At 70.9% G+C, this 19,081-nt stretch carries 14 protein-coding genes; 5 read left to right on the forward strand and 9 right to left on the reverse strand.

All coding sequences use genetic code 11. From position 1 onward, the window contains the following. The first annotated feature begins 324 nt into the window (after positions 1–324). On the forward strand, positions 325–1,533 hold the full coding sequence (gene serB / locus E4N62_RS13415) for a phosphoserine phosphatase SerB (protein ID WP_184895806.1): 1,209 nt from the start codon (positions 325–327) through the stop codon (positions 1,531–1,533). A gap of 95 nt (positions 1,534–1,628) precedes the next feature. On the opposite strand, the gene E4N62_RS13420 is transcribed toward serB, so the two are convergent. The 4 genes from E4N62_RS13420 to E4N62_RS13430 all read right to left on the reverse strand — a co-directional run bounded on the left by E4N62_RS13420 (position 1,629) and on the right by E4N62_RS13430 (position 4,142). Continuing rightward, positions 1,629–2,147 (reverse strand): histidine phosphatase family protein, encoded by a 519-nt coding sequence (locus tag E4N62_RS13420; RefSeq protein WP_230214243.1) that lies wholly within the window; start codon positions 2,145–2,147, stop codon positions 1,629–1,631. A gap of 97 nt (positions 2,148–2,244) precedes the next feature. Next, complete coding sequence (locus E4N62_RS13425) at positions 2,245–2,460, reverse strand: hypothetical protein (RefSeq protein WP_184895803.1); 216 nt, start codon at positions 2,458–2,460, stop codon at positions 2,245–2,247. A gap of 188 nt (positions 2,461–2,648) precedes the next feature. Continuing rightward, on the reverse strand, positions 2,649–2,765 hold the full coding sequence (locus E4N62_RS47955) for an SGM_5486 family transporter-associated protein (protein ID WP_005477623.1): 117 nt from the start codon (positions 2,763–2,765) through the stop codon (positions 2,649–2,651). 48 nt (positions 2,766–2,813) lie between these two features. Beyond that, positions 2,814–4,142, reverse strand: a complete 1,329-nt coding sequence (locus E4N62_RS13430) for an MFS transporter (RefSeq protein WP_230214245.1) — start codon at positions 4,140–4,142, stop codon at positions 2,814–2,816. 70 nt (positions 4,143–4,212) lie between these two features. Here E4N62_RS13430 and E4N62_RS13435 point away from each other — a divergent pair, with 70 nt between their 5' ends. Next, complete coding sequence (locus E4N62_RS13435) at positions 4,213–4,926, forward strand: FadR/GntR family transcriptional regulator (RefSeq protein ID WP_230214247.1); 714 nt, start codon at positions 4,213–4,215, stop codon at positions 4,924–4,926. On the opposite strand, the gene E4N62_RS13440 is transcribed toward E4N62_RS13435, so the two are convergent. From E4N62_RS13440 to E4N62_RS13460, 5 genes are all read right to left on the reverse strand, one after another. After that, a complete protein-coding gene (locus E4N62_RS13440; protein WP_230214250.1) occupies positions 4,901–5,284 on the reverse strand; it encodes a hypothetical protein in 384 nt (127 codons plus the stop codon). The genes E4N62_RS13435 and E4N62_RS13440 overlap by 26 nt on opposite strands. Positions 5,285–5,486: 202 nt before the next feature. Continuing rightward, positions 5,487–6,254, reverse strand: a complete 768-nt coding sequence (gene fabI / locus E4N62_RS13445) for an enoyl-ACP reductase FabI (protein WP_059079452.1) — start codon at positions 6,252–6,254, stop codon at positions 5,487–5,489. Positions 6,255–6,259: 5 nt separating this feature from the next. Next, positions 6,260–6,964: a 3-oxoacyl-[acyl-carrier-protein] reductase gene (gene fabG, locus E4N62_RS13450; RefSeq protein ID WP_230214253.1), complete on the reverse strand. Its 705-nt coding sequence runs from the start codon at positions 6,962–6,964 to the stop codon at positions 6,260–6,262. Between the two features lie 190 nt (positions 6,965–7,154). Further along, entirely contained in the window at positions 7,155–8,651 is a 1,497-nt protein-coding gene (locus E4N62_RS13455) for a hypothetical protein (protein ID WP_230214255.1), read from the reverse strand. Between the two features lie 3 nt (positions 8,652–8,654). Continuing rightward, positions 8,655–14,411 (reverse strand): hypothetical protein, encoded by a 5,757-nt coding sequence (locus tag E4N62_RS13460; protein WP_230214257.1) that lies wholly within the window; start codon positions 14,409–14,411, stop codon positions 8,655–8,657. A 309-nt stretch (positions 14,412–14,720) separates the two neighbouring features. Between E4N62_RS13460 and E4N62_RS13465 the strand changes: the two genes are divergently transcribed. The 3 genes from E4N62_RS13465 (at position 14,721) to tyrS (ending at position 19,049) form a co-directional block, all read left to right on the forward strand. Next, positions 14,721–16,244 carry a TldD/PmbA family protein gene (locus tag E4N62_RS13465; protein ID WP_230214259.1) on the forward strand — a complete coding sequence of 508 codons (1,524 nt, stop codon included), beginning with the start codon at positions 14,721–14,723 and terminating at the stop codon, positions 16,242–16,244. 82 nt (positions 16,245–16,326) lie between these two features. After that, the gene (locus E4N62_RS13470) at positions 16,327–17,730 is read left to right on the forward strand and encodes a metallopeptidase TldD-related protein (RefSeq protein WP_230214266.1); all 1,404 of its coding nucleotides are present in this window, start codon (positions 16,327–16,329) and stop codon (positions 17,728–17,730) included. Positions 17,731–17,780: 50 nt separating this feature from the next. Continuing rightward, complete coding sequence (tyrS, locus tag E4N62_RS13475; protein WP_230214268.1) at positions 17,781–19,049, forward strand: tyrosine--tRNA ligase; 1,269 nt, start codon at positions 17,781–17,783, stop codon at positions 19,047–19,049. The last annotated feature ends 32 nt before the right edge of the window (positions 19,050–19,081 follow it).

Raw genomic sequence — 19,081 nt, forward strand, 5'->3', positions numbered from 1 at the left:
CCGAGTGGTCCCCCACAGCGGCTCGGCCGACCCGAGCGGCCCCCTACGGGTGGCACGGTCAGCCGGATGGGCCCCGGCCATGAACGGGGCCGCGCAAGGCGGGGCCCGAGGCACGTACGGGACCATGTCAGGCATGCGCTCCGGCCTGCGGCGACCGCGCGGCGGCGCCCCTGGGGGCCGGCAGCCGCATTCACACGGGAGCCGGCCTCCGAGGTGTCGTGCGGGATCCCGGTGCGCTTCAGCCGCCGGTAACCCAGTGTTTTCCGTCCGCTGGGCGGACCTCAGGGGCAAAAGGCACGGGACGCCGGATACGGTTGGCCCATCATGAGCGCTTCGCAGACCTCCTCTGACATCCCCACCCTCCTCGTCAAGATCTTCGGCAAGGACCGGCCGGGGATCACCGCCGGGCTGTTCGACACCCTCGCCGCGTACTCCGTCGACGTGGTCGACATCGAGCAGGTCGTCACCCGTGGCCGGATCGTGCTGTGCGCGCTCGTGACCGAGCCGCCCGCCGGGCAGGAGGGCGACCTGCGGGCGACCGTGCACAGCTGGGCGGAGTCGATGAAGATGCAGGCGGAGATCATCTCCGGCCTGGGCGACAACCGGCCCCGCGGTCTCGGCCGCTCCCACGTCACCGTGCTGGGCCACCCCCTGACCGCCGAGTCCACCGCCCGCATCGCCGCCCGGATCACGGCCACCGGCGGCAATATCGACCGTATCTTCCGGCTCGCCAAGTACCCGGTGACGGCAGTGGAGTTCGCGGTGTCCGGCACGGAGCCCGAGACGCTGCGGACCGCGCTGGTCACCGAGTCGGTGGCACTCGGCGTGGACGTCGCCGTGGTCGCGGCGGGGCTGCACCGCCGGGCCCAGCGGCTGGTGGTGATGGACGTCGACTCCACGCTCATCCAGGACGAGGTGATCGAGCTCTTCGCGGCGCACGCCGGCTGCGAGAAGGAGGTCGCCGAGGTCACGGAGAAGGCGATGCGCGGCGAACTGGACTTCGAGCAGTCGCTGCACGCGCGGGTGGCGCTGCTGGAGGGGCTGGACGCCTCGGTCGTGGAGAAGGTGCGCAGCGAGGTCCGGCTCACACCGGGCGCGCGCACACTGATCCGTACGCTGAAGCGGCTCGGCTTCCAAGTCGGTGTCGTGTCGGGCGGATTCACCCAGGTCACGGACGACCTGAAGGAGCGGCTGGGCCTCGACTTCGCTCAGGCCAACACCTTGGAGATCGTCGACGGCAGGCTCACCGGCAAGGTCGTGGGCGAGATCGTGGACCGGGCGGGCAAGGCACGGCTGCTGCGCCGGTTCGCCGCCGAGGCGGGGGTCCCGCTGGCCCAGACCGTGGCGATCGGCGACGGCGCGAACGACCTCGACATGCTCAACGCGGCCGGTCTGGGCGTCGCCTTCAACGCCAAGCCGGTGGTGCGCGAGGCCGCCCACACCGCGGTGAACTTCCCCTTCCTCGACACCGTGCTGTATCTCCTCGGGGTGACTCGTGAAGAGGTCGAGGCGGCGGACACGCACGACGAGTAGCCGAGGCGAGGCATACGACAGGGGCCCGACACCAGATGGTGCCGAGCCCCTGTCGTGCCGGGTCCCACGTGCCGGGGGTCGGCTGCGCGGCGGCGTTACTCGGTGGGCGCCCAGTAGTCGGCCAGGGTGGTCACGCCCGGCTCCAGGCTCTTCCACGCTCCCTCGAAGGTGAGCACAGCGAAGGCGGCGGCCGGGAACCCGTGGCGGTTCATGCGCTCGCGTGCGTCGCCCTCGGAACTGCCGGCGAGGATGTCGGCGAGGCCCTGGATTCCTGGGTTGTGGCCGATCAGCACGACGTTCTGCATGTCGTCCTGGGTTTCGTTGAGCAGGGCGATCAACTCGCCGGGCGAGGCCTCGTAGATCCGCTCCTCATAGACCGTTTTCGGCCGCTCGGGCAGTTCATGAACGGCCAGCTTCCAGGTGTCGCGGGTCCTGACGGCGGTGGAGCAGAGGGCAAGGTCGAAGGGGATTCCGGAGTCGGCCAACTTGCGGCCGGCGACGGCGGCGTCCATGCGGCCCCGGTCGGCGAGCGGCCGCTCGTGGTCGGAAACCTGGGGCCAGTCGGCCTTCGCATGCCGGAAGAGGACAATCCTGCGGGATTCTGCGACGCTCATGCGTCCCAGCTTCGCACGAAACAGGCCACGGGGCGCAGGGAGTTGAAGTGCGGATACCCGCCACCGGTACATGCGCTTCCGGTGGGCCGGACGCTCGTCACGGTGTGTGGCTCGCCAGGGCGTTCCGTATGCGCTCCAGGAGGTCGGCGATCACGGGGTCTCCGCCGGCGGCCTGGGCCTGCGCGGGGTCCGAGATCAGCAGCAGGAGCGTGACGAAGGCGAGGGCGGGCAGGGCGACCGCCCACCAGGGGAGCCGGACGCCGACGCCGCTCGTGGTCGCCGGGTGGGGCCGGGGGTGCGTACGGGCCGACATGCCGCCTCCGTGGTCTGCGAGTCCTCGTGGCCGGGTCCTCCGTGGGCCCTCGCGGGTCCCCTGCGGCCACATCTCGACGTTACGGAACGGGGGCGGTCCGCCCCATCCGGTGATCCACCCACTTCACCCTGAGACTCACCCCCTAGGGGATGGGGGGGTATCCCCACCACCGGACGACTTCCGAGCGGTCAGGGTGACGCGATGGCCGCGATGATCCCGATGACGACGAAGATGGCGAGGAACGAGCCGAAGACCAGGAGCATCTTCTTCTGGCCGTTCTGGGGGTTCGGGTCGAGCACTGGCATGCGCCCAGTCTCGCACCCCTGTCCCCGGGTGGGGCCGCCGGGTCGGCCTCAGCGGGCCGCCTCGTCCTCCACCACCCGGTCGCGGCCCGCCAGGACGCCCACGGCGATCTGCGGGAGCATCAGGGCGGCCATGAGGGCGAGGGGCAGGCCCCAGCCGCCGCTGTGCTGGTAGAGGACGCCGACGAGGAGCGGGCCGGGGATGGAGATCAGGTAGCCCGTGCTCTGCGCGAAGGCGGACAGCTGGGCGACGCCCGCGCCGGTCCTGGCCCGCATGCCGACCATGGTGAGCGCGAGCGGGAAGGAGCAGTTGGCGATGCCGATCAGCACCGCCCACGCCCAGGCGCCCTCCGCCGGGGCAAGGTGCAGGCCGCCGTACCCGAGGAGGCCGCAGACGCCCAGGGCGACCACGATCGGCCCCTGGTGGGGCAGGCGGGTGGCGAGCCGGGGGATCACGAAGGCCAGTGGCACGCCCATCACCATGGTGACGGCCAGCAGCAGCCCCGCCGTGCCGGCCGGGACCCCGGCGTCGCGGAAGATCTGCGCCATCCACCCCATCGCGATGTAGGCGGCGGTGGCCTGGAGGCCGAAGAAGACGGCGAGCGCCCAGGCGGTACGGCTCCGGGTGATCCGCAGGGCGGGCGCCGCTTCGCGCGCGGTGCGCGGTGCTCCCCCGGGGTGTTCCGCGGGGCGCGCGCCCCGGTGGCGGTCCCGGAGCGACGGGAGCCACGGCACCACGGCCGCTGTCGCGAGCAGCGCCCACACCGCCAGCCCGGTCCGCCAACTCCCGCCCAGCGCCTCGGTCATGGGCACGGTGATCGCGGCGGCGGCGGAGGTGCCGAGGGCCAGGGCCATGGAGTAGAGGCCCGTCATGGAGCCGACCCGGTCCGGGAACCAGCGCTTGACGATGACCGGCATCAGGACGTTGCTGACGGCGATGCCCATCAGGGCGAGGGCGCTCGCGGCCACGAATCCGGCCGTGCCGCCGGCGTACGGCCGTATCAGCAGGCCGGCGGCGATGGCGGCCATGCCCGCGCAGACGACGGTGGCCGGACCGAACCGGCGGGCGAGCCGGGGCGCCATGACGCCGAACAGGGCGAAGCAGAGCGGGGGCACGGAGGTGAGGAGCCCGGCGACGCTGCCGCTCATGCCGAGCCCGGCGCGCACCTCTTCGAGGAGGGCGCCGAGGCTGGTGATGGCGGGGCGGAGGTTGAGGGCCGTCAGGACGATGCCGACGACCACGAGGCGGGTCGTCCACGCGCGCGTGGGGGGCACCGGAGGTTCGGCCGGCTCCCGGTCGGACACGGGTGTTCCGGGCAGTGTCCGTTCCGGTGTGAAGGTCGTCGTCGAAGTCTCCTCGCTCACCATGCCGCCCATCATAGAATCATAGGATGATTGGTTGTCCATGGGTCGGCTGCTCCCCGCCGGTCACTTCGTGCGAAGGTGTGCCATGCCGCTGAGCCATCCCCGCCGATCGGTGCTGTCCGAGCAGGTCATCGCCGCGCTGCGGAACCAGATCACCTCGGGCGAGTGGCCGGTCGGCTCACGCATCCCCACCGAGCCCGAGCTGGTCGAGGAGTTGGGCGTCGCCCGGAACACCGTCCGTGAGGCCGTCCGGGCGCTCGCGCACAACGGCCTGCTGGACATCCGCCAGGGCTCCGGCACCTACGTCGTCGCGACCAGCGAGCTCGCGGGCGTGATGCACCGCCGCTTCGCGGACGCCGACCCGAGCCACATCGCCGAGCTGCGCTCCGCCCTGGAGTCGAGCGCGGCGAAGCTGGCGGCCGAGCGGCGCACCGACAAGGACCTCAGGCAGCTGGACGCGCTCCTGGCGCGCCGCGAGCAGGCATGGGCCTCGGGCGACGCGGAGGCCTTCGTGACCGCCGACGCGACCTTCCACATGGCGGTCGTGGCCGCGTCCCACAACGACGTCGTGACGACGGTCTACGCGGACCTGGGCGAGGTCCTGCGGGACTGGCTGCGCGGTGACGTGGGCGAGGAGCTGACGCCGGAGACGTACATGGACCACGCCCGGCTGGTGGACGCGATCCGCGCGGGTGACGCGCGGACCGCCGCGGCGGAGGCGGCCGGCTATCCGTTCCACTGCCGTCCCGGCCGGGTCGGCCCTCCGCCCCCTGTCAGCCCTCCCCCCGCTGGTGGCTGAACCACACCGAGCGGACCTCCTTCCAGCAGCGGCCGGTGAGCCGTACCGTCCGCGCGGGAGTGGTCTCGACCGCGGCGCTGTCGCTGTCGATGTCCCACCACCGCGCGCACTCGATGTGCAGACGGACGTGGTCGACGACCGAGTGGGGGTTGAAGCAGTACCCGACCACCTGGGAACCGGTGACGGTGCTGTAGCAGGCCGCCCCGAACGAATCGTGCTCTTCGGGCTTGTCGTCCGCCATTACGCGCGCGTGCCGCTGCCCGGCCTCCTCGCGCGCGTTCGGTGCCGATTCGGACGGGAGGGTGAGGACGAGAACCAGGGCGACGACAGCTGGGGCGATGCTGTGGGAGATGCGCACAAGGGTGACCTCCTCGGCCGAGTGGCTGAGCGGTGCACGTCCAGCGTGCGCGGTACCCGGCCCCGGGGGCCCGCCGGATGAGCCGAACGAGTGATGATCCCGGCGGACAGGAGTACGGCGAGGGCGCGCACCCGAATGGATGCGCGCCCTCGAACGGTGGTGGAGCCTGGAGCGGTGGTGGAGCCTGGAGCAGCGGTGTCGCTCAGGCGCCGATCGCGTGCAGCCCGCCGTCCACGTGGATGATCTCGCCGGTGGTCTTGGGGAACCAGTCGCTGAGCAGGGCGACCACACCGCGGCCGGCCGGCTCGGGGTCCTTGAGGTCCCACTCCAGCGGCGAACGGTCGTCCCACACGGCGGCCAGCTCGCCGAAGCCCGGGATGGACTTGGCGGCCATGGAACCGATGGGACCGGCGGAGATGAGGTTGCAGCGGATGTTCTGCTTGCCCAGGTCACGGGCCATGTAGCGGCTGGTGGCCTCCAGGGCGGCCTTGGCCGGGCCCATCCAGTCGTACTGCGGCCAGGCGTACTGCGCGTCGAAGGTGAGGCCGACGACCGAGCCGCCGTTCTGCATCAGCGGCAGGCAGGCCATGGTCAGCGACTTCAGGGAGTACGCCGAGACGTGCATCGCGGTGGCGACGGACTCGAAGGGCGTGTTCAGGAAGTTGCCGCCAAGGGCGTCCTGCGGGGCGAAGCCGATGGAGTGGACGACACCGTCGAGACCGCCCAGCTCCTCACCGACGATGTCGGCCAGGCGCCCGAGGTGCTCGTCGTTGGTGACATCGAGCTCGATGACCTTGGTGGGCTTGGGGAGCTTCTTGGCGATGCGCTCGGTCAGCGTGGGCCGGGGGAAGGCCGTGAGGATGATCTCGGCGCCCTGCTCCTGGGCCAGCTTGGCGGTGTGGAAGGCGATGGAGGACTCCATCAGCACACCGGTGATCAGGACGCGCTTGCCCTCGAGGATTCCGCTCATGGTGATCAGTGACCCATTCCCAGTCCGCCGTCTACGGGGATGACGGCTCCAGTGATGTACGAGGCGTCGTCCGAGGCGAGGAACCGCACCGTCGCGGCGATCTCCTCGGGCTGCGCGTACCGGCCGAGCGGCACCTGCTGCACGATGCCCGCCCGCTGCTCGTCGGTGAGCACCTTGGTCATGTCGGTGTCGACGAAGCCGGGGGCGACGACGTTGAAGGTGATGTTGCGCGAGCCCAGCTCACGGGCGAGGGAGCGCGCGAAGCCGACCAGGGCCGCCTTGGAGGCGGCGTAGTTGGCCTGACCGGGCGAGCCGTAGAGGCCCACGACCGAGGAAATGAGGACGACCCGGCCCTTCTTGGCGCGCAGCATGCCGCGGTTGGCGCGCTTGACGACGCGGAAGGTGCCGGTGAGGTTGGTGTCGATGACCGAGGTGAAGTCCTCCTCGGACATACGCATCAGGAGCTGGTCCTTGGTTACGCCGGCGTTGGCGATCAGGACCTCGACCGGGCCGTGTTCGGCCTCGATCTCCTTGTAGGCCTGCTCCACCTGCTCGGGGTCGGTGATGTCGCACTTGACGGCCAGGAAGCCGGCCGGCGGCTCCCCCGAGCGGTAGGTGACGGCGACCTTGTCGCCGGCGTCGGCGAACGCGCGGGCGATGGCGAGGCCGATGCCCCGGTTGCCTCCGGTGACGAGAACCGAGCGGCTCAACGGATCACCCTTTCCATAGGGGTCTGACACACCCGCCCGAAAACCTCGATGACAGGCGGCTTCTCCGAAAACCTATCGGTCCGTCCTCCGCGGAGGGCATTCGGGCACCGACAGTGGGAGACAGCCAGTGCTGTGGGATTCCTACAGGCCTGCCTTTAGCGGCGACCGGTGACGCGGTGCCACCCGTTTCTCACATGTCCCCGGTCCAGCGCTGATCCGCCCAGGCCAGTTCGTCGCACAGGATGTGCAGAGTGCGGTCGAACAACACCCCTCGGTGCGACAGCACGTTCCGGGCCAGGACGAGCTGCTCCAGCAGCCGTCGGTCCTCGACGGGGAGGTTGAGGTGGCCCTGGCGGCAGGCACGGAGCAAGGGTCCGACCTCGATGGTGCGGAACACCTCCTGCGCGCGGGTGCGGTATCCGGCCGGAGGCCGCTCGACATAGAGGTCGATCAGCTCGGCCACGGGTCTGGTCGCCGCGGACAGGGCGTGCAATGCCATACGCTGGCGAGCCTCCTCGATCCAGGGCAGCAGTACCCGCGCCTGGGCTTGGCTGACCAGGATCTTCAAGTGGTCCGAGCGACTCCGGTCGCCGCACCAGACCACCGGGTGGACGCGTGAGCGGCCGTCCCAGGCCTGCAGCAGCCCGCGCGCCCAGGCCGGGCGCAGCCCGGTCGCCGGCCGGTGCCCGGAGCCGACACCCGAAGGAACGGTCAAGGGCTCCTCCGGCGGGACCGCCCGCACGCCGTCCAGGCACGCCCGCAGGCTGTCCTCCAGCGTGGCTTGGCTGCCGTCCCAACGCCGGGCCAGTCGCCAGCCGAGCACGGGATCGGGCCCGCACACCTCGCTCACCACCTCGTCGCGGACAGCGCGCAGGATGCGGTCGCGAGGGATTTCGCCGCGCCGATGGGTGTCGCGGGAGACGTCGGCGGCCACAGCTGAGACGACCGTCGCGCTGTCGAGCCGGTCGACGGTCCCCCACCACCAGTGCACGGCCGAGGTGGCCAGGTCGAGTTCGAGTTCGTCGGGAAACCGGGGCGGAAGGTCGTCGACTCGGGCCGTCACCAGCAGCCGGGGACGGTTCTCGGGCTGCAGACCTGCCTGTTTCGCCGCCGCGTTGAGCGAGCGGATGAGACGGGCCACCTCCCGGCCGCGCTCCTGCTCCGGATCGCCGGAGGCCCCACTTGCCTCCGACTCCTCCCATGCCCGGACGCCGATCACCGGCCGCCATCGCCGGTCGGGGTCCACGAGGGTGTCGACGGCCTCCCTCGGGGGCACGGACAGTTCCTTGGCCAGCCGGGCGAGGAGTCCGGACTCCGGCGCTTCCGGTGCATCAGTGAGTCGCGGCACGCTGCGCTGGCGCGGGAAGACCGGCTCCCGTCCGAGGTCGAACCCGTCGTCGTAGTCCTCCAGGAGGGGCAGATCGTCGAGGGCCCAGCCTGTCTGCTCAGGAAGGATTCCCAGGGGCGGGACCGAGGACGTCTCCGACTCGGAGCGTGCCGGTATGGCGAGGCGATCGGGTGCGGCGCAGAGCGCCACATGGTGCAGTTCGTCGGCGTAGCCTCCCTCGACCAGGTCGTCCGGGAGCAGCCAGAGGCAATGTATGCCTGCCGCCAGATCGGCCGCGATCCTGTTGATCTGGCGCCGCACACCGGGCAGTTCGGACAGCGCTCGGGCGCTGAGCTCCACGCGTCACCCTCCGGCCGTACGAGCGCGGGCCGCGCGGAAGGTGACGGCGTCCACAGCGTGTCCTCCGGACAGGGAGTCCAGCACCCCGAGCAGATCGAGACGGCCCAGCCAGAGCCTGGCCTCCTCCAGGGGCTGCTCGATCGCCGCCGCTACGTCGTCCAGGGGCACCCCTTGCCCCTCGTCGACGTACGACGTCCACATGCCGAGGAGTTGCTCATCGCGAGTGTCGAGTCCGGTCTGCTTCCAGTGCGCGGCGAGGTTCCCCGGTTTGTGGATGGCGTGGCGCACGGCGTCCAGTGAGCTGTCCAGGGTCGCGCCGTTGACCGAGACCTCGGTGATGGCCAGCTCGACCCAGGGAGCCCATCCACCGGTCACCCGGATCAGACTGCTTCGCTCGGTCCTCGACACGAACGGACATTCGGGCCAGGCGCGGAGGCTGTCCACGGTCCACCGCTCGGGGTGCAGGAACCGTACCGGCAGTCGCGTCCCCTCGCGGGCCTCGTCCGCCAGTGCGCCCGTCGCGAGCGCGTCACCCAGCAGGAACACCGAGCGGTTGCCTGTGTGCTTGCGGACAGCCGAGCGCACCGGAACGTCGGCCGCGGGTCCAGCGTGTTCCGCACACAGGTGCACCGCGGTGGCCAGTTCCTGTTTGCTCAGGCTGGACAGGTCGGCCACGAGGACGTAGTTGCGTCGCAGCCGCGCGGCGTCCCGAAGCGCCAAGCGCAGGTCATCGGGTGCCTTGACCTTGCGCACCTCCACTCCGCGCGCCTCGGCGAAGGCCTCGGCCGCCCTGATCATCAAAGGCGGCCGATAGGACTCGGTCACTCCGATGAGGGTCACGCCGGGCTGGGCCGCCTCGTGCAGTTGTCCCTCGGTCAGAGGGCTGTATCGCTGGATACGGTCCTTGGGGTCCCGTCCCAGGAGTCGGCGCGCGGCGCGCGGGTCGTAGTCGTAGGGAAGGCTGAACTCCGTCTCCTTGAGCTCCAGTTCCAGTTCCTCGCGGGTTCCCAGCATGTTGACCACATTGGGGCTGCGCACCGCGAACCGGGACCGGTCGCCGAGTTGGACGAGCAGACCCAGGCCCACCATTTCGGTGAGGTAGATCTCGACACGCTTCACCCCCAGGCCGTCGAAGCCCTGCGGCCAGGCCTCCCGAGCCAGGTCGAGCAGTTGCTCGGCGGTGTAGTCGCCCCGGTACTTGTCGGCGAGGCTGCGCAGGGCGATCACCAGGGTGAGGACCCGGTAGCGGTCCTCCAGGTTGATGGTGAAGCGCAGCCGCTCCGCCAGACGCCGCCGGACCGTCTCGGAAGCGGCGACGCCCTGGACGTCCTCCTCCGTGATCCGCATGGGCCGCTCGGGCTCCGGGTGCGCGCGCCCCTGGAGGGTCCGGATGAGCTCGCTGCAGAAGATCTGCACCAGATTGGCCTGGTAGTTGGTGATGGCGAGGATCCGCCACACCAGCTCGGGCCGGTCGAAGACGAAGCCCAGGGCGGCCATCGGCTCGGTCACCAGCCTGACCGCGGCGTGCGGCTTGAGTGGCCCCACCAGGACGTCGGGGCCACCGTGGGCGGTGGAGACGTTCGACAGGTCGCCGAACCGCTGCACCTGGTGGAGGCCGGCGAACACCACCTTCAGGCGCCGGTTGGTCTGTTCCATGAGCTGCTGGAACCGCTTGACGTTCTGGAACGTCGACTCGCCGCCGCTGCGGAAGACACGGCGCGAGTCAGCGGTGAGGAAGGCGTCGGCCTCGTCCGCGAGGATCAGCAGTCGTCGGGACTCGTCCGCGTCCAGCCAGTCACGGATCCGCTTGGCCACCACGTCGGGGCCGCCACGTTCGGACATCTTCGCGTCGAAGACCCCACGCCTCTTGAGCCCTTCGGCCAGCAGCGACCAGATCTGCTCCGGCGGCTCGGCCTGGCCGATCTCGGCCTTGAGCAGGTCGAGATAGACGGCGACATTGGATTCCGACCGGCTGGGGAACAGCTCGGCCACCCGCTGGAGCAGTGCGGACTTGCCCAACTGCCGCCCGCCGTAGAGAAAGAGCCCCCCGTTGGGGTCCATGACCTCCCGGAGCTCGTCGTCGCGCCCGTAGAAGACCTCCGGCGGTACCAATCCGGCGACGAAGGGGGTGTACGGGTTGAACGACGTCCACGGCAGGGTGATCCGCTGCAGGGATCGGAACGAGCGGGGAGCCCGGGCCACCATCCAGCCGAAGACGGCCGGGTCGATGACCAGTGCCTGCTGAGCACGTCCGGAGGCCGCCTCGACGAGCGCCTGCCGGCCGGCCAGGCCCAGCGGATGGAGGTACAGCACGATGTTCGCGTCGACATCGGCGTCCTCCAGGTGCGTCAGCGGACCGCCCGCACGCTGTTCCTCCCACACGAGCAGAATCGTGTACGACGTGGCACGGGATCCGAGGGCCGCGACGTAACCGGCGTCCTCCGCGACGGTCGCGCGGACCTTGAGCCGGCGGACGCCCTGGCCAGGGCGGTCGGAGTGGAGCTGCCCGGCGGGTTCCAGACCCAGCAGGCGCAGTACGCGCGGAATGTGCTGCTGCCATTCACTGCTGCGGCCCTTCTTGGTGCACAGCGCCTGCCAGGATTCGAGTGCCTGCGCCGCCGCGGCCGTGAGCCGCTCGCCGGAATCATAGTTGTGGACCCACCACGAGGCATGGACGCCCTCGCCGCCGGGCCGGGGCATGCCGGGGCCTGTGAGCCCCGACACGAAATCGACGAGTTCGGTCGCATCGTGCTCGGGACGATCGGGGAGGCTGTGCCCCCCGATCGCCAGGGCCAGGAACTCCTGGGCGGTGACCGTGTCCCCCTCGTCGATGAGCGCCCGGATGCGGTCGTGGTCGTTCTCCGTCAGAACACGTTCCCGATCGAGGCGCAGGCGCTCCAGGTCCTGGCGCAGTCGCCCGGTCGAGTCCTTGACCAGACCCGCGAGTTCCTGCACCAACCGGGCCAGCTGTTCGCGTGCGTACCGGTAGCGTCCGGCCTCGTCCCCGTCGGCGAACTCCTGGAGCCGGCCGGTCAGGTCACGTTCGACGTCCGGTGCCATCAGGTTGAGGGTGCGGATCTGGGCAAGGTGTCCGGCGGCCCGGCGGTGGTACTCGGCGGTGCGGTCGCGCCAGCCCTTCTCCGCCTCACGGCAGCGACGGGTCGCCTCATCGGCCCAGTCCTCCGGCAAGGACGCCAGGAGGGACGGGTTGCGCTCCACCCACGCGATCAGCCCTTTGGCGAGGTGCAGGTCTCCGGTTTCCACGTAGGTGCTCAGGGCGGCATCCGGTGACGCGGGCGCGAGGAGCGCGGCCATCGCCCGCGGGGTGCGCGGGTCGGCGAGGTCGGGTCGTCCCTCGATGTCCCTGGGAAGGTCCGGGGCGAGCAGCAGGCAGTCCGCGGACAGGGCGTGGTGGGACGGGGTGCGTTCCGCCGACGCCCCGGTGTCAGCGACGTACTGACCGACGAGCCACTCTCGCAGCAGGCCCAGCGTGGCTCCGCCCACGCCGGGCGGCGGACCGTACGACTCCAGCTGGTTGATGGCAGTGGCCAGCTGGGGCAGGTCGCTCCCGTGCGCGGCGCCACGGCTACGCATTGCTGTGGCCACCGCGTCGGCCTTGGCCAGCAGTTCACTCACGGACCGCACTGCGGCGTGGAGCTGACGCAGTGCACCGGAATGGATGGCCTCCTTCGACTGCTTCGGCGTACGGAAGCGGCTGTCGGCCTCCTCGATGAGCCGATCCACGTACTCCGGTCGCCGCATGTTCTCGCTCAGTACCGCCAGCGGGGCAGCGTCGCCGCCCTGGGACCAGTCGACCACCGCCTTGAGCGCCTTGTGGGGCGCGCCCGACGGGCCAGTCAGGTACTGCAGCACCCGGGAGGCCCGCTGGTACTTGATCTTCCGGCGGGGCAGGTCCTCCAGCAGAACGCGCGCCTCCTCACCAAGATCGCCCAGGGTGACGGTGTCCCCTGGGCCCGCCAGGTCACCGATGGCGCCGGGGACGAAGGTCCGGCAGTCCCGCACCGCCGTGACCAGCACGGTGAGCAGTTGCTGCCAAGGCTCGGACAGTCCGGAAGGCGTAGCGAAGTCGCTGACCAGGACATGCGGCCAGCCTGCGGTGAGGCCGGCCCTCAGCGCGGCGACCGTGGCCACGATCGCCGCCTCCCTGTCCTCGGCGACGCGCTCCGGCGTGATGTCGTAGTCGATCTGCACCTGGGTGGCCTCGTCGCTGCCGACACAGCCGAAGGCCGCGGCGGCGAAGGCCAGCGCCTGGGCGCGTGGTTCCGGCTCCTGGGACGCGGCCGTCATCCAGTACGCGTGCGACAGCTGCCCTGTACTGATCAACCGCGCCACCGGCGAGTCCTGGCTGGTCTCCCAGGGAGCCGCAGGATCCCAGTCCGCGTGGTCCATGCCGACAGGCCACGGCACATCCGCGGTCTGCGGGCCGGGCGGAGCGACGTCCGCAGCCGTCGACGGGGCGTCCTCCGGGGCCGCAGGCGGCTGCGGGGAGGTGTCCTCCGCGGCAGTCTCCGGTGAGGACGGGACGGCGGGGGCTGCCGCGGAGGACACCTGCGGCACGGCCTCCGGCGTGGCCGCGGGCTCCACGGCCACAGTCGGGCTCGCGTCGGTCGGGCCGGTGTCGGTCTCCCCGGCGACGGTCACCTCGTCCGGACCGAGGGCATCGGGCTCCTCGGCGGCGGCTTCATCGCTGGGCGCCTCACCGGATTCAGCGGCCGGAGCGCCGGGCCCGTCGGGCGCGGAGATCTGGGAGGGAGCTGCCACAAGGACTGCGTCCGCCGACGTGTCCGGTCTCGTCACCGGGCGGGCTTCGGCCTCCCCATCAGCCGGCTCCGCGACCGAGGCTTTCTCCTCGCCCCGACCGCTCTCCAAGTCGGCGATCTGCACCGCGAGTTGCTCCAGCGCCTGCTCCAGATGCGCGGCGACAGCGGCGTCCGACACGGCGACCATCGTCTGCAGCTGGGCCTCTCGCTGACGCAGTTCGTCCAGCCGACGCTCGCGCGCCTGCGAGGCCTCGACCTGCAGACGGTCGAACTCGGCCTCCAGCTCTTCATGTCCGGAGTCCGAGCCCCAGGCCCCACCCACCTCAGCCACACTCCCTGCCAGCAGCGCGCGCAACCGCCGCCAGTCGGCCACCGCGTCGGCCGTCCACGCCTGCGTCGCCAGGTGGCGCCCCTCGCTCATCAGCTGGGCCGTCTCGCGCAGCGCTCGCGCCAACTCTGTACCGAGGGAGCGCAGTTGGGCGGCGGAGTCCCGAAGCGCACGCAACTGCCCGTCATCAGGGATCCGGGAGTCCTGTTGCTCTGGCGACGTCATCGTGGCAGTTTCCGCTTTCTGGTCGGACTCGGCGGGCGGGGCGGGAACGCTCAGCGCGGGACCGATGTCCCGGGCATCGGGCGGCGGCTCACTGTCCGCCGCTCTGAAGTACACCTGCGGACGGCGCGTGACGAGAACGGCGGCAGGCAGGTTCTTGAACACCGGGTTCGACAGGCCGAGCACGACGCAGTGCGCGAACTCCGGTTCAAGCACGGTCAGCATCGTGAACAGTTGTTCCTCGGACGGCTCGGCCACCACCTCTTCAGGGAAGCCGTACTCCGCCCGCAGCGCCCTGGCCGCGGTGACCAGCGCACACTGTGCGGTGTCAGTCAGCTGGGATTCCCGCGCCCTGGTCAGCCACACTCGCGCCGACTGGGCCTCCTTGCGTGTGACCGGCGGCCCCGCCCCCACGGTCTTTCCGTGCACACACCTTCGCTGGCGCAGGCACGCGTGTCGCGTCAGTAATCGCCGCATGCGGACGTCGTCCAGGGACAACGACCACGTGCGGAACCCAAGTCCCCACCCCTCCATGCCCAGATATTGCCATGAGCATCTGACAGTCCGTGAGGCAACCGCGCATCAGATATGACCGACGCGCGCCAGAGGGCGCGAGATCACCGGCCGATCGGGAAACAGACGCGGTCATCCGCCGAAGTGGCGCATCATTGCACTTCGGTGCGCCCGCTTCGGCGCGGGTGTGCCTGCCCAACGGGGTCGAAGAGGAGGAGGGCCATCGTGCCCCATGAGATTGACGCGACGTTTCTCGCACTGCCCCTGCGCGCCCTCGCCGACGCCGCGCTCGCCCGCGCCCGTGCCCTCGGCGCCGATCACGCCGACTTCCGGTTCGAGCGGGTGCGCAGCGCGTCCTGGCGGCTCAGGGACGCGAAGCCGGCCGGGTCGTCGGACACGACCGACCTCGGGTACGCGGTGCGGGTGGTGCACGGCGGGACCTGGGGGTTCGCGTCCGGGGTGGACCTGACGATGGACGCCGCCGCCAAGGTCGCCTCGCAGGCCGTGGCCATGGCCAAGCTCTCCGCGCAGGTCATCAAGGCCGCCGGGTCCGACGAGCGGGTGGAACTCGCCGACGAGCCGGTGCACGCGGACAAGACCTGGATCTCCTCCTACGAGATCGACCCGTTCACCGTCCCCGACGAGGAGAAGACCGCGCTGCTCACGCAGTGGAGCACGCGGCTGCTGGCGGCCGACGGGGTCAACCACGTCGACGCCTCGCTGCTCACCGTCCACGAGAACAAGTTCTACGCGGACACCGCCGGGACCGTCACCACCCAGCAGCGGGTACGGCTGCACCCGTCGCTGACCGCCGTGTCGGTGGACGAGTCCAGCGGTGAGTTCGACTCGATGCGGACGCTGGCACCGCCGGTCGGGCGCGGCTGGGAGTACCTCACGGGCACCGGCTGGGACTGGGACGACGAGCTGGCGCGCATCCCGGAGCTGCTGGCCGAGAAGATGCGGGCACCGAGCGTCGAGGCGGGCGTGTACGACCTGGTCGTCGATCCGTCGAACCTGTGGCTGACCATCCACGAGTCCATCGGCCACGCCACCGAGCTGGACCGCGCGCTCGGCTACGAGGCCGCGTACGCCGGCACGTCCTTCGCCACCTTCGACAAGCTCGACAAGCTCCGGTACGGCTCCGAGCTGATGAACGTCACCGGTGACCGCACCGCCGAGCACGGTCTGGCGACCATCGGGTACGACGACGAGGGCGTGGCGGGCCAGAGCTGGGACCTCGTCCGCGACGGCACCCTGGTCGGCTACCAACTCGACCGCCGCATCGCGAAGTTGACGGGCCTCGGCCGCTCCAACGGCTGTGCGTACGCCGACTCCCCCGGGCACGTTCCGGTGCAGCGCATGGCCAATGTGTCGCTGAAGCCCGATCCGGCCGGGATGTCGACGGAGGATCTGATCGGCGGGGTCGACCGGGGCGTGTACGTCGTCGGGGACCGGTCGTGGTCCATCGACATGCAGCGGTACAACTTCCAGTTCACCGGGCAGCGGTTCTTCAAGATCGAGAACGGGCGGATCACCGGGCAGCTGCGGGACGTCGCCTACCAGGCGACGACGACCGACTTCTGGGGATCCATGGCGGCCGTCGGCGGGCCGGGGACCTATGTCCTGGGCGGCGCGTTCAACTGCGGGAAGGCCCAGCCGGGTCAGGTCGCCGCGGTGTCCCACGGCTGCCCGTCGGCCCTCTTCAAGGGCGTCAACATTCTGAACACCACGCAGGAGGCCGGTCGATGAGCGCGCACCACGGGATCTGCCGGGGGTCCGGGGGTCGTCCCCCGGGCGAGCACAGCCTGAACACCACGCAGGAGGCCGGTCGATGAGCGCGCGCAACGGCAAGGCGCACAAGCCGCACGAGATCGTCGAGCGGGCCCTGGGCCTCTCCCGGGCCGACGGCTGTGTGGTGATCGCCGACGAGTACTCGACGGCGAACCTCCGCTGGGCCGGCAACGCGCTGACCACGAACGGGGTCACCCGGGGCCGGTCGGTGACCGTCGTCGCCACCGTCGACGGCAAGGAGGGCACCGCCTCCGGCGTCGTGTCGCGGGCCGCCGTCACCGCCGAGGAGCTGGAGCCGCTGGTGCGGGCCGCCGAGGCCGCCGCACGCGGCGCCGGTCCGGCCGAGGACGCCCAGCCGCTGGTCACGGGGGTGCCGCACTCCCCCGACTTCACCGACGCGCCCGCCGAGACCTCCTCCGCCGTGTTCGCCGACTTCGCGCCGGCCCTCGGCGAGTCCTTCGCACGCGCGCGGGCGGGCGGGCGTGAGCTGTACGGCTTCGCCAACCACGAGCTGGTGTCGAGCTATCTCGGCACGTCCACCGGGCTGCGGCTGCGCCACGACCAGCCGAACGGGACGCTGGAGCTGAACGCCAAGTCCCCGGACCGCAAGCGTTCCGCCTGGGCGGGGCGTTCCACCCGGGACTTCAAGGACGTCGACCCGGCGGCCCTGGACGCGGAGCTGGCCGTACGCCTGGGCTGGGCCGAGCGGCGGGTGCCGCTGCCCGCCGGACGGTACGAGACGCTGCTGCCGCCGACCGCCGTGGCCGACCTGCTGATCTACCAGATGTGGTCGGCGTCGGCGCGGGACGCGGCGGAGGGCCGGACGGTGTTCAGCAAGCACGGCGGCGGCACCCGGATCGGCGAGCGGCTGACCGAACTGCCGCTGACCCTGCGCAGCGACCCCGACGAGCCGGGCCTGGAGACCGCGCCCTTCGTACTGGCCCACTCCTCCGGCGGCGACAGCTCGGTGTTCGACAACGGGCTGCCGCTGAAGGCGACCGAGTGGATCAGCGGCGGCGAGATCGCGCACCTGCCGACGACCCGGCACAGCGCGGGTCTGACGGGGCTGCCGGTGGTGCCGACGATCGGCAACCTGATCCTGGACGGCGGCGCGGACCGCTCCCTGGAGGAGATGGTCGCGGACACCGAGCGCGGGCTGCTGCTGACCTGCCTCTGGTACATCCGCGAGGTCGACCCGGCCACGCTGCTGCTGACCGGGCTGACCCGGGACGGCGTCTACCTCGTGGAGAACGGCGAGGTCACGGGCGAGGTCAACAACTTCCGGTTCAACGAGTCGCCGGTGGACCTGCTCGGCCGGGCCACGGAGGCCGGGCGCACGGAGAAGACGCTGCCGCGCGAGTGGAGCGACTACTTCACCAGGGCCGCGATGCCCGCCCTGCGGGTGCCGGATTTCAATATGAGTTCTGTCAGCCAGGGCGTATAACCTCGTACCTGATCCACCTGGTGCGACCCACTCGAGGAGACACGAGAACCGTGACGGACATCGTCGACGAGCTGAAGTGGCGGGGCCTGTTCGCCCTGTCCACCGACGAGGACGCCTTGCGCAAGGCGCTCGCGGACGGTCCCGTCACGTTCTATTGCGGTTTCGACCCGACCGCGCCGTCCCTGCACGTCGGACATCTGGTGCAGGTGCTCACCGTGCGTCGGCTCCAGCAGGCCGGTCACCGGCCGCTGGCGCTGGTCGGCGGTGCGACGGGCCTGATCGGCGACCCCCGCCCGACGGCGGAGCGCACGCTGAACGACCCGGAGACCGTCGCCGGCTGGGTCGGAAAGCTGCGCGGCCAGATCGAACCGTTCCTGTCCTTCGAGGGCGAGAACGCGGCCGTCATGGTCAACAACCTCGACTGGACCGAGGGCCTGTCCGCCATCGAGTTCCTGCGGGACATCGGCAAGCACTTCCGCGTCAACAAGATGCTGACGAAGGACTCCGTCGCCCGTCGTCTGGAGTCCGACCAGGGCATCAGCTACACCGAGTTCAGCTACCAGATCCTCCAGGGCATGGACTTCCTCCAGCTCTACCGGAGGTACGGCTGCACCCTCCAGCAGGGCGGCAGCGACCAGTGGGGCAACCTCACGGCCGGTCTGGACCTGATCCACCGGCTGGAGCCCGGCGTGGAGGCGCACGCGCTGGCCACCCCGCTGATGACCAAGGCGGACGGCACCAAGTTCGGCAAGACCGAGGGCGGCGCCGTCTGGCTCGACCCGGAGATGACCACGCCGTACGCGTTCTACCAGTTCTGGCTGAACGTGGACGACCGGGACATCAGCCGGTACATGCGGATCCTGTCCTTCAAGTCCCGTGCGGAGCTTGAGGAGTTGGAGAAGCAGACGGAGGAGCGGCCGCAGGCGCGGGCCGCGCAGCGGGCGCTGGCTGAGGAGCTGACGACGCTGGTGCACGGGGAGCGACAGACGGCCGCCGTGATCGCCGCGTCCCGGGCCCTGTTCGGTCAGGGCGAGCTGGCGGAGCTGGACGAGAAGACGCTGGCCGCGGCGCTCTCCGAGCTGCCGCACGCGAGGGTGACCGAGCTGGCGCCGGTCGTGGACCTCTTCGCGGAGGTCGGGCTGGTGCCGAGCAAGTCCGCGGGGCGGCGGACCGTGAAGGAGGGCGGGGCGTACGTGAACAACGTGAAGGTCACCGCCGAAGACGCGGTGCCCTCCCGGGAAGAGCTGATCCATGGGCGGTGGCTGGTGCTGCGGCGGGGGAAGAAGAACCTGGCCGCGGTCGAGGTGACTGGGGCCTAGGGGCGTGGGTGAGCTGCCGAGTGCCGCTTCGT

The organism is Streptomyces sp. MNU76 (assembly GCF_020982545.1).
Taxonomy (GTDB): Bacteria; Actinomycetota; Actinomycetes; order Streptomycetales; family Streptomycetaceae; genus Streptomyces.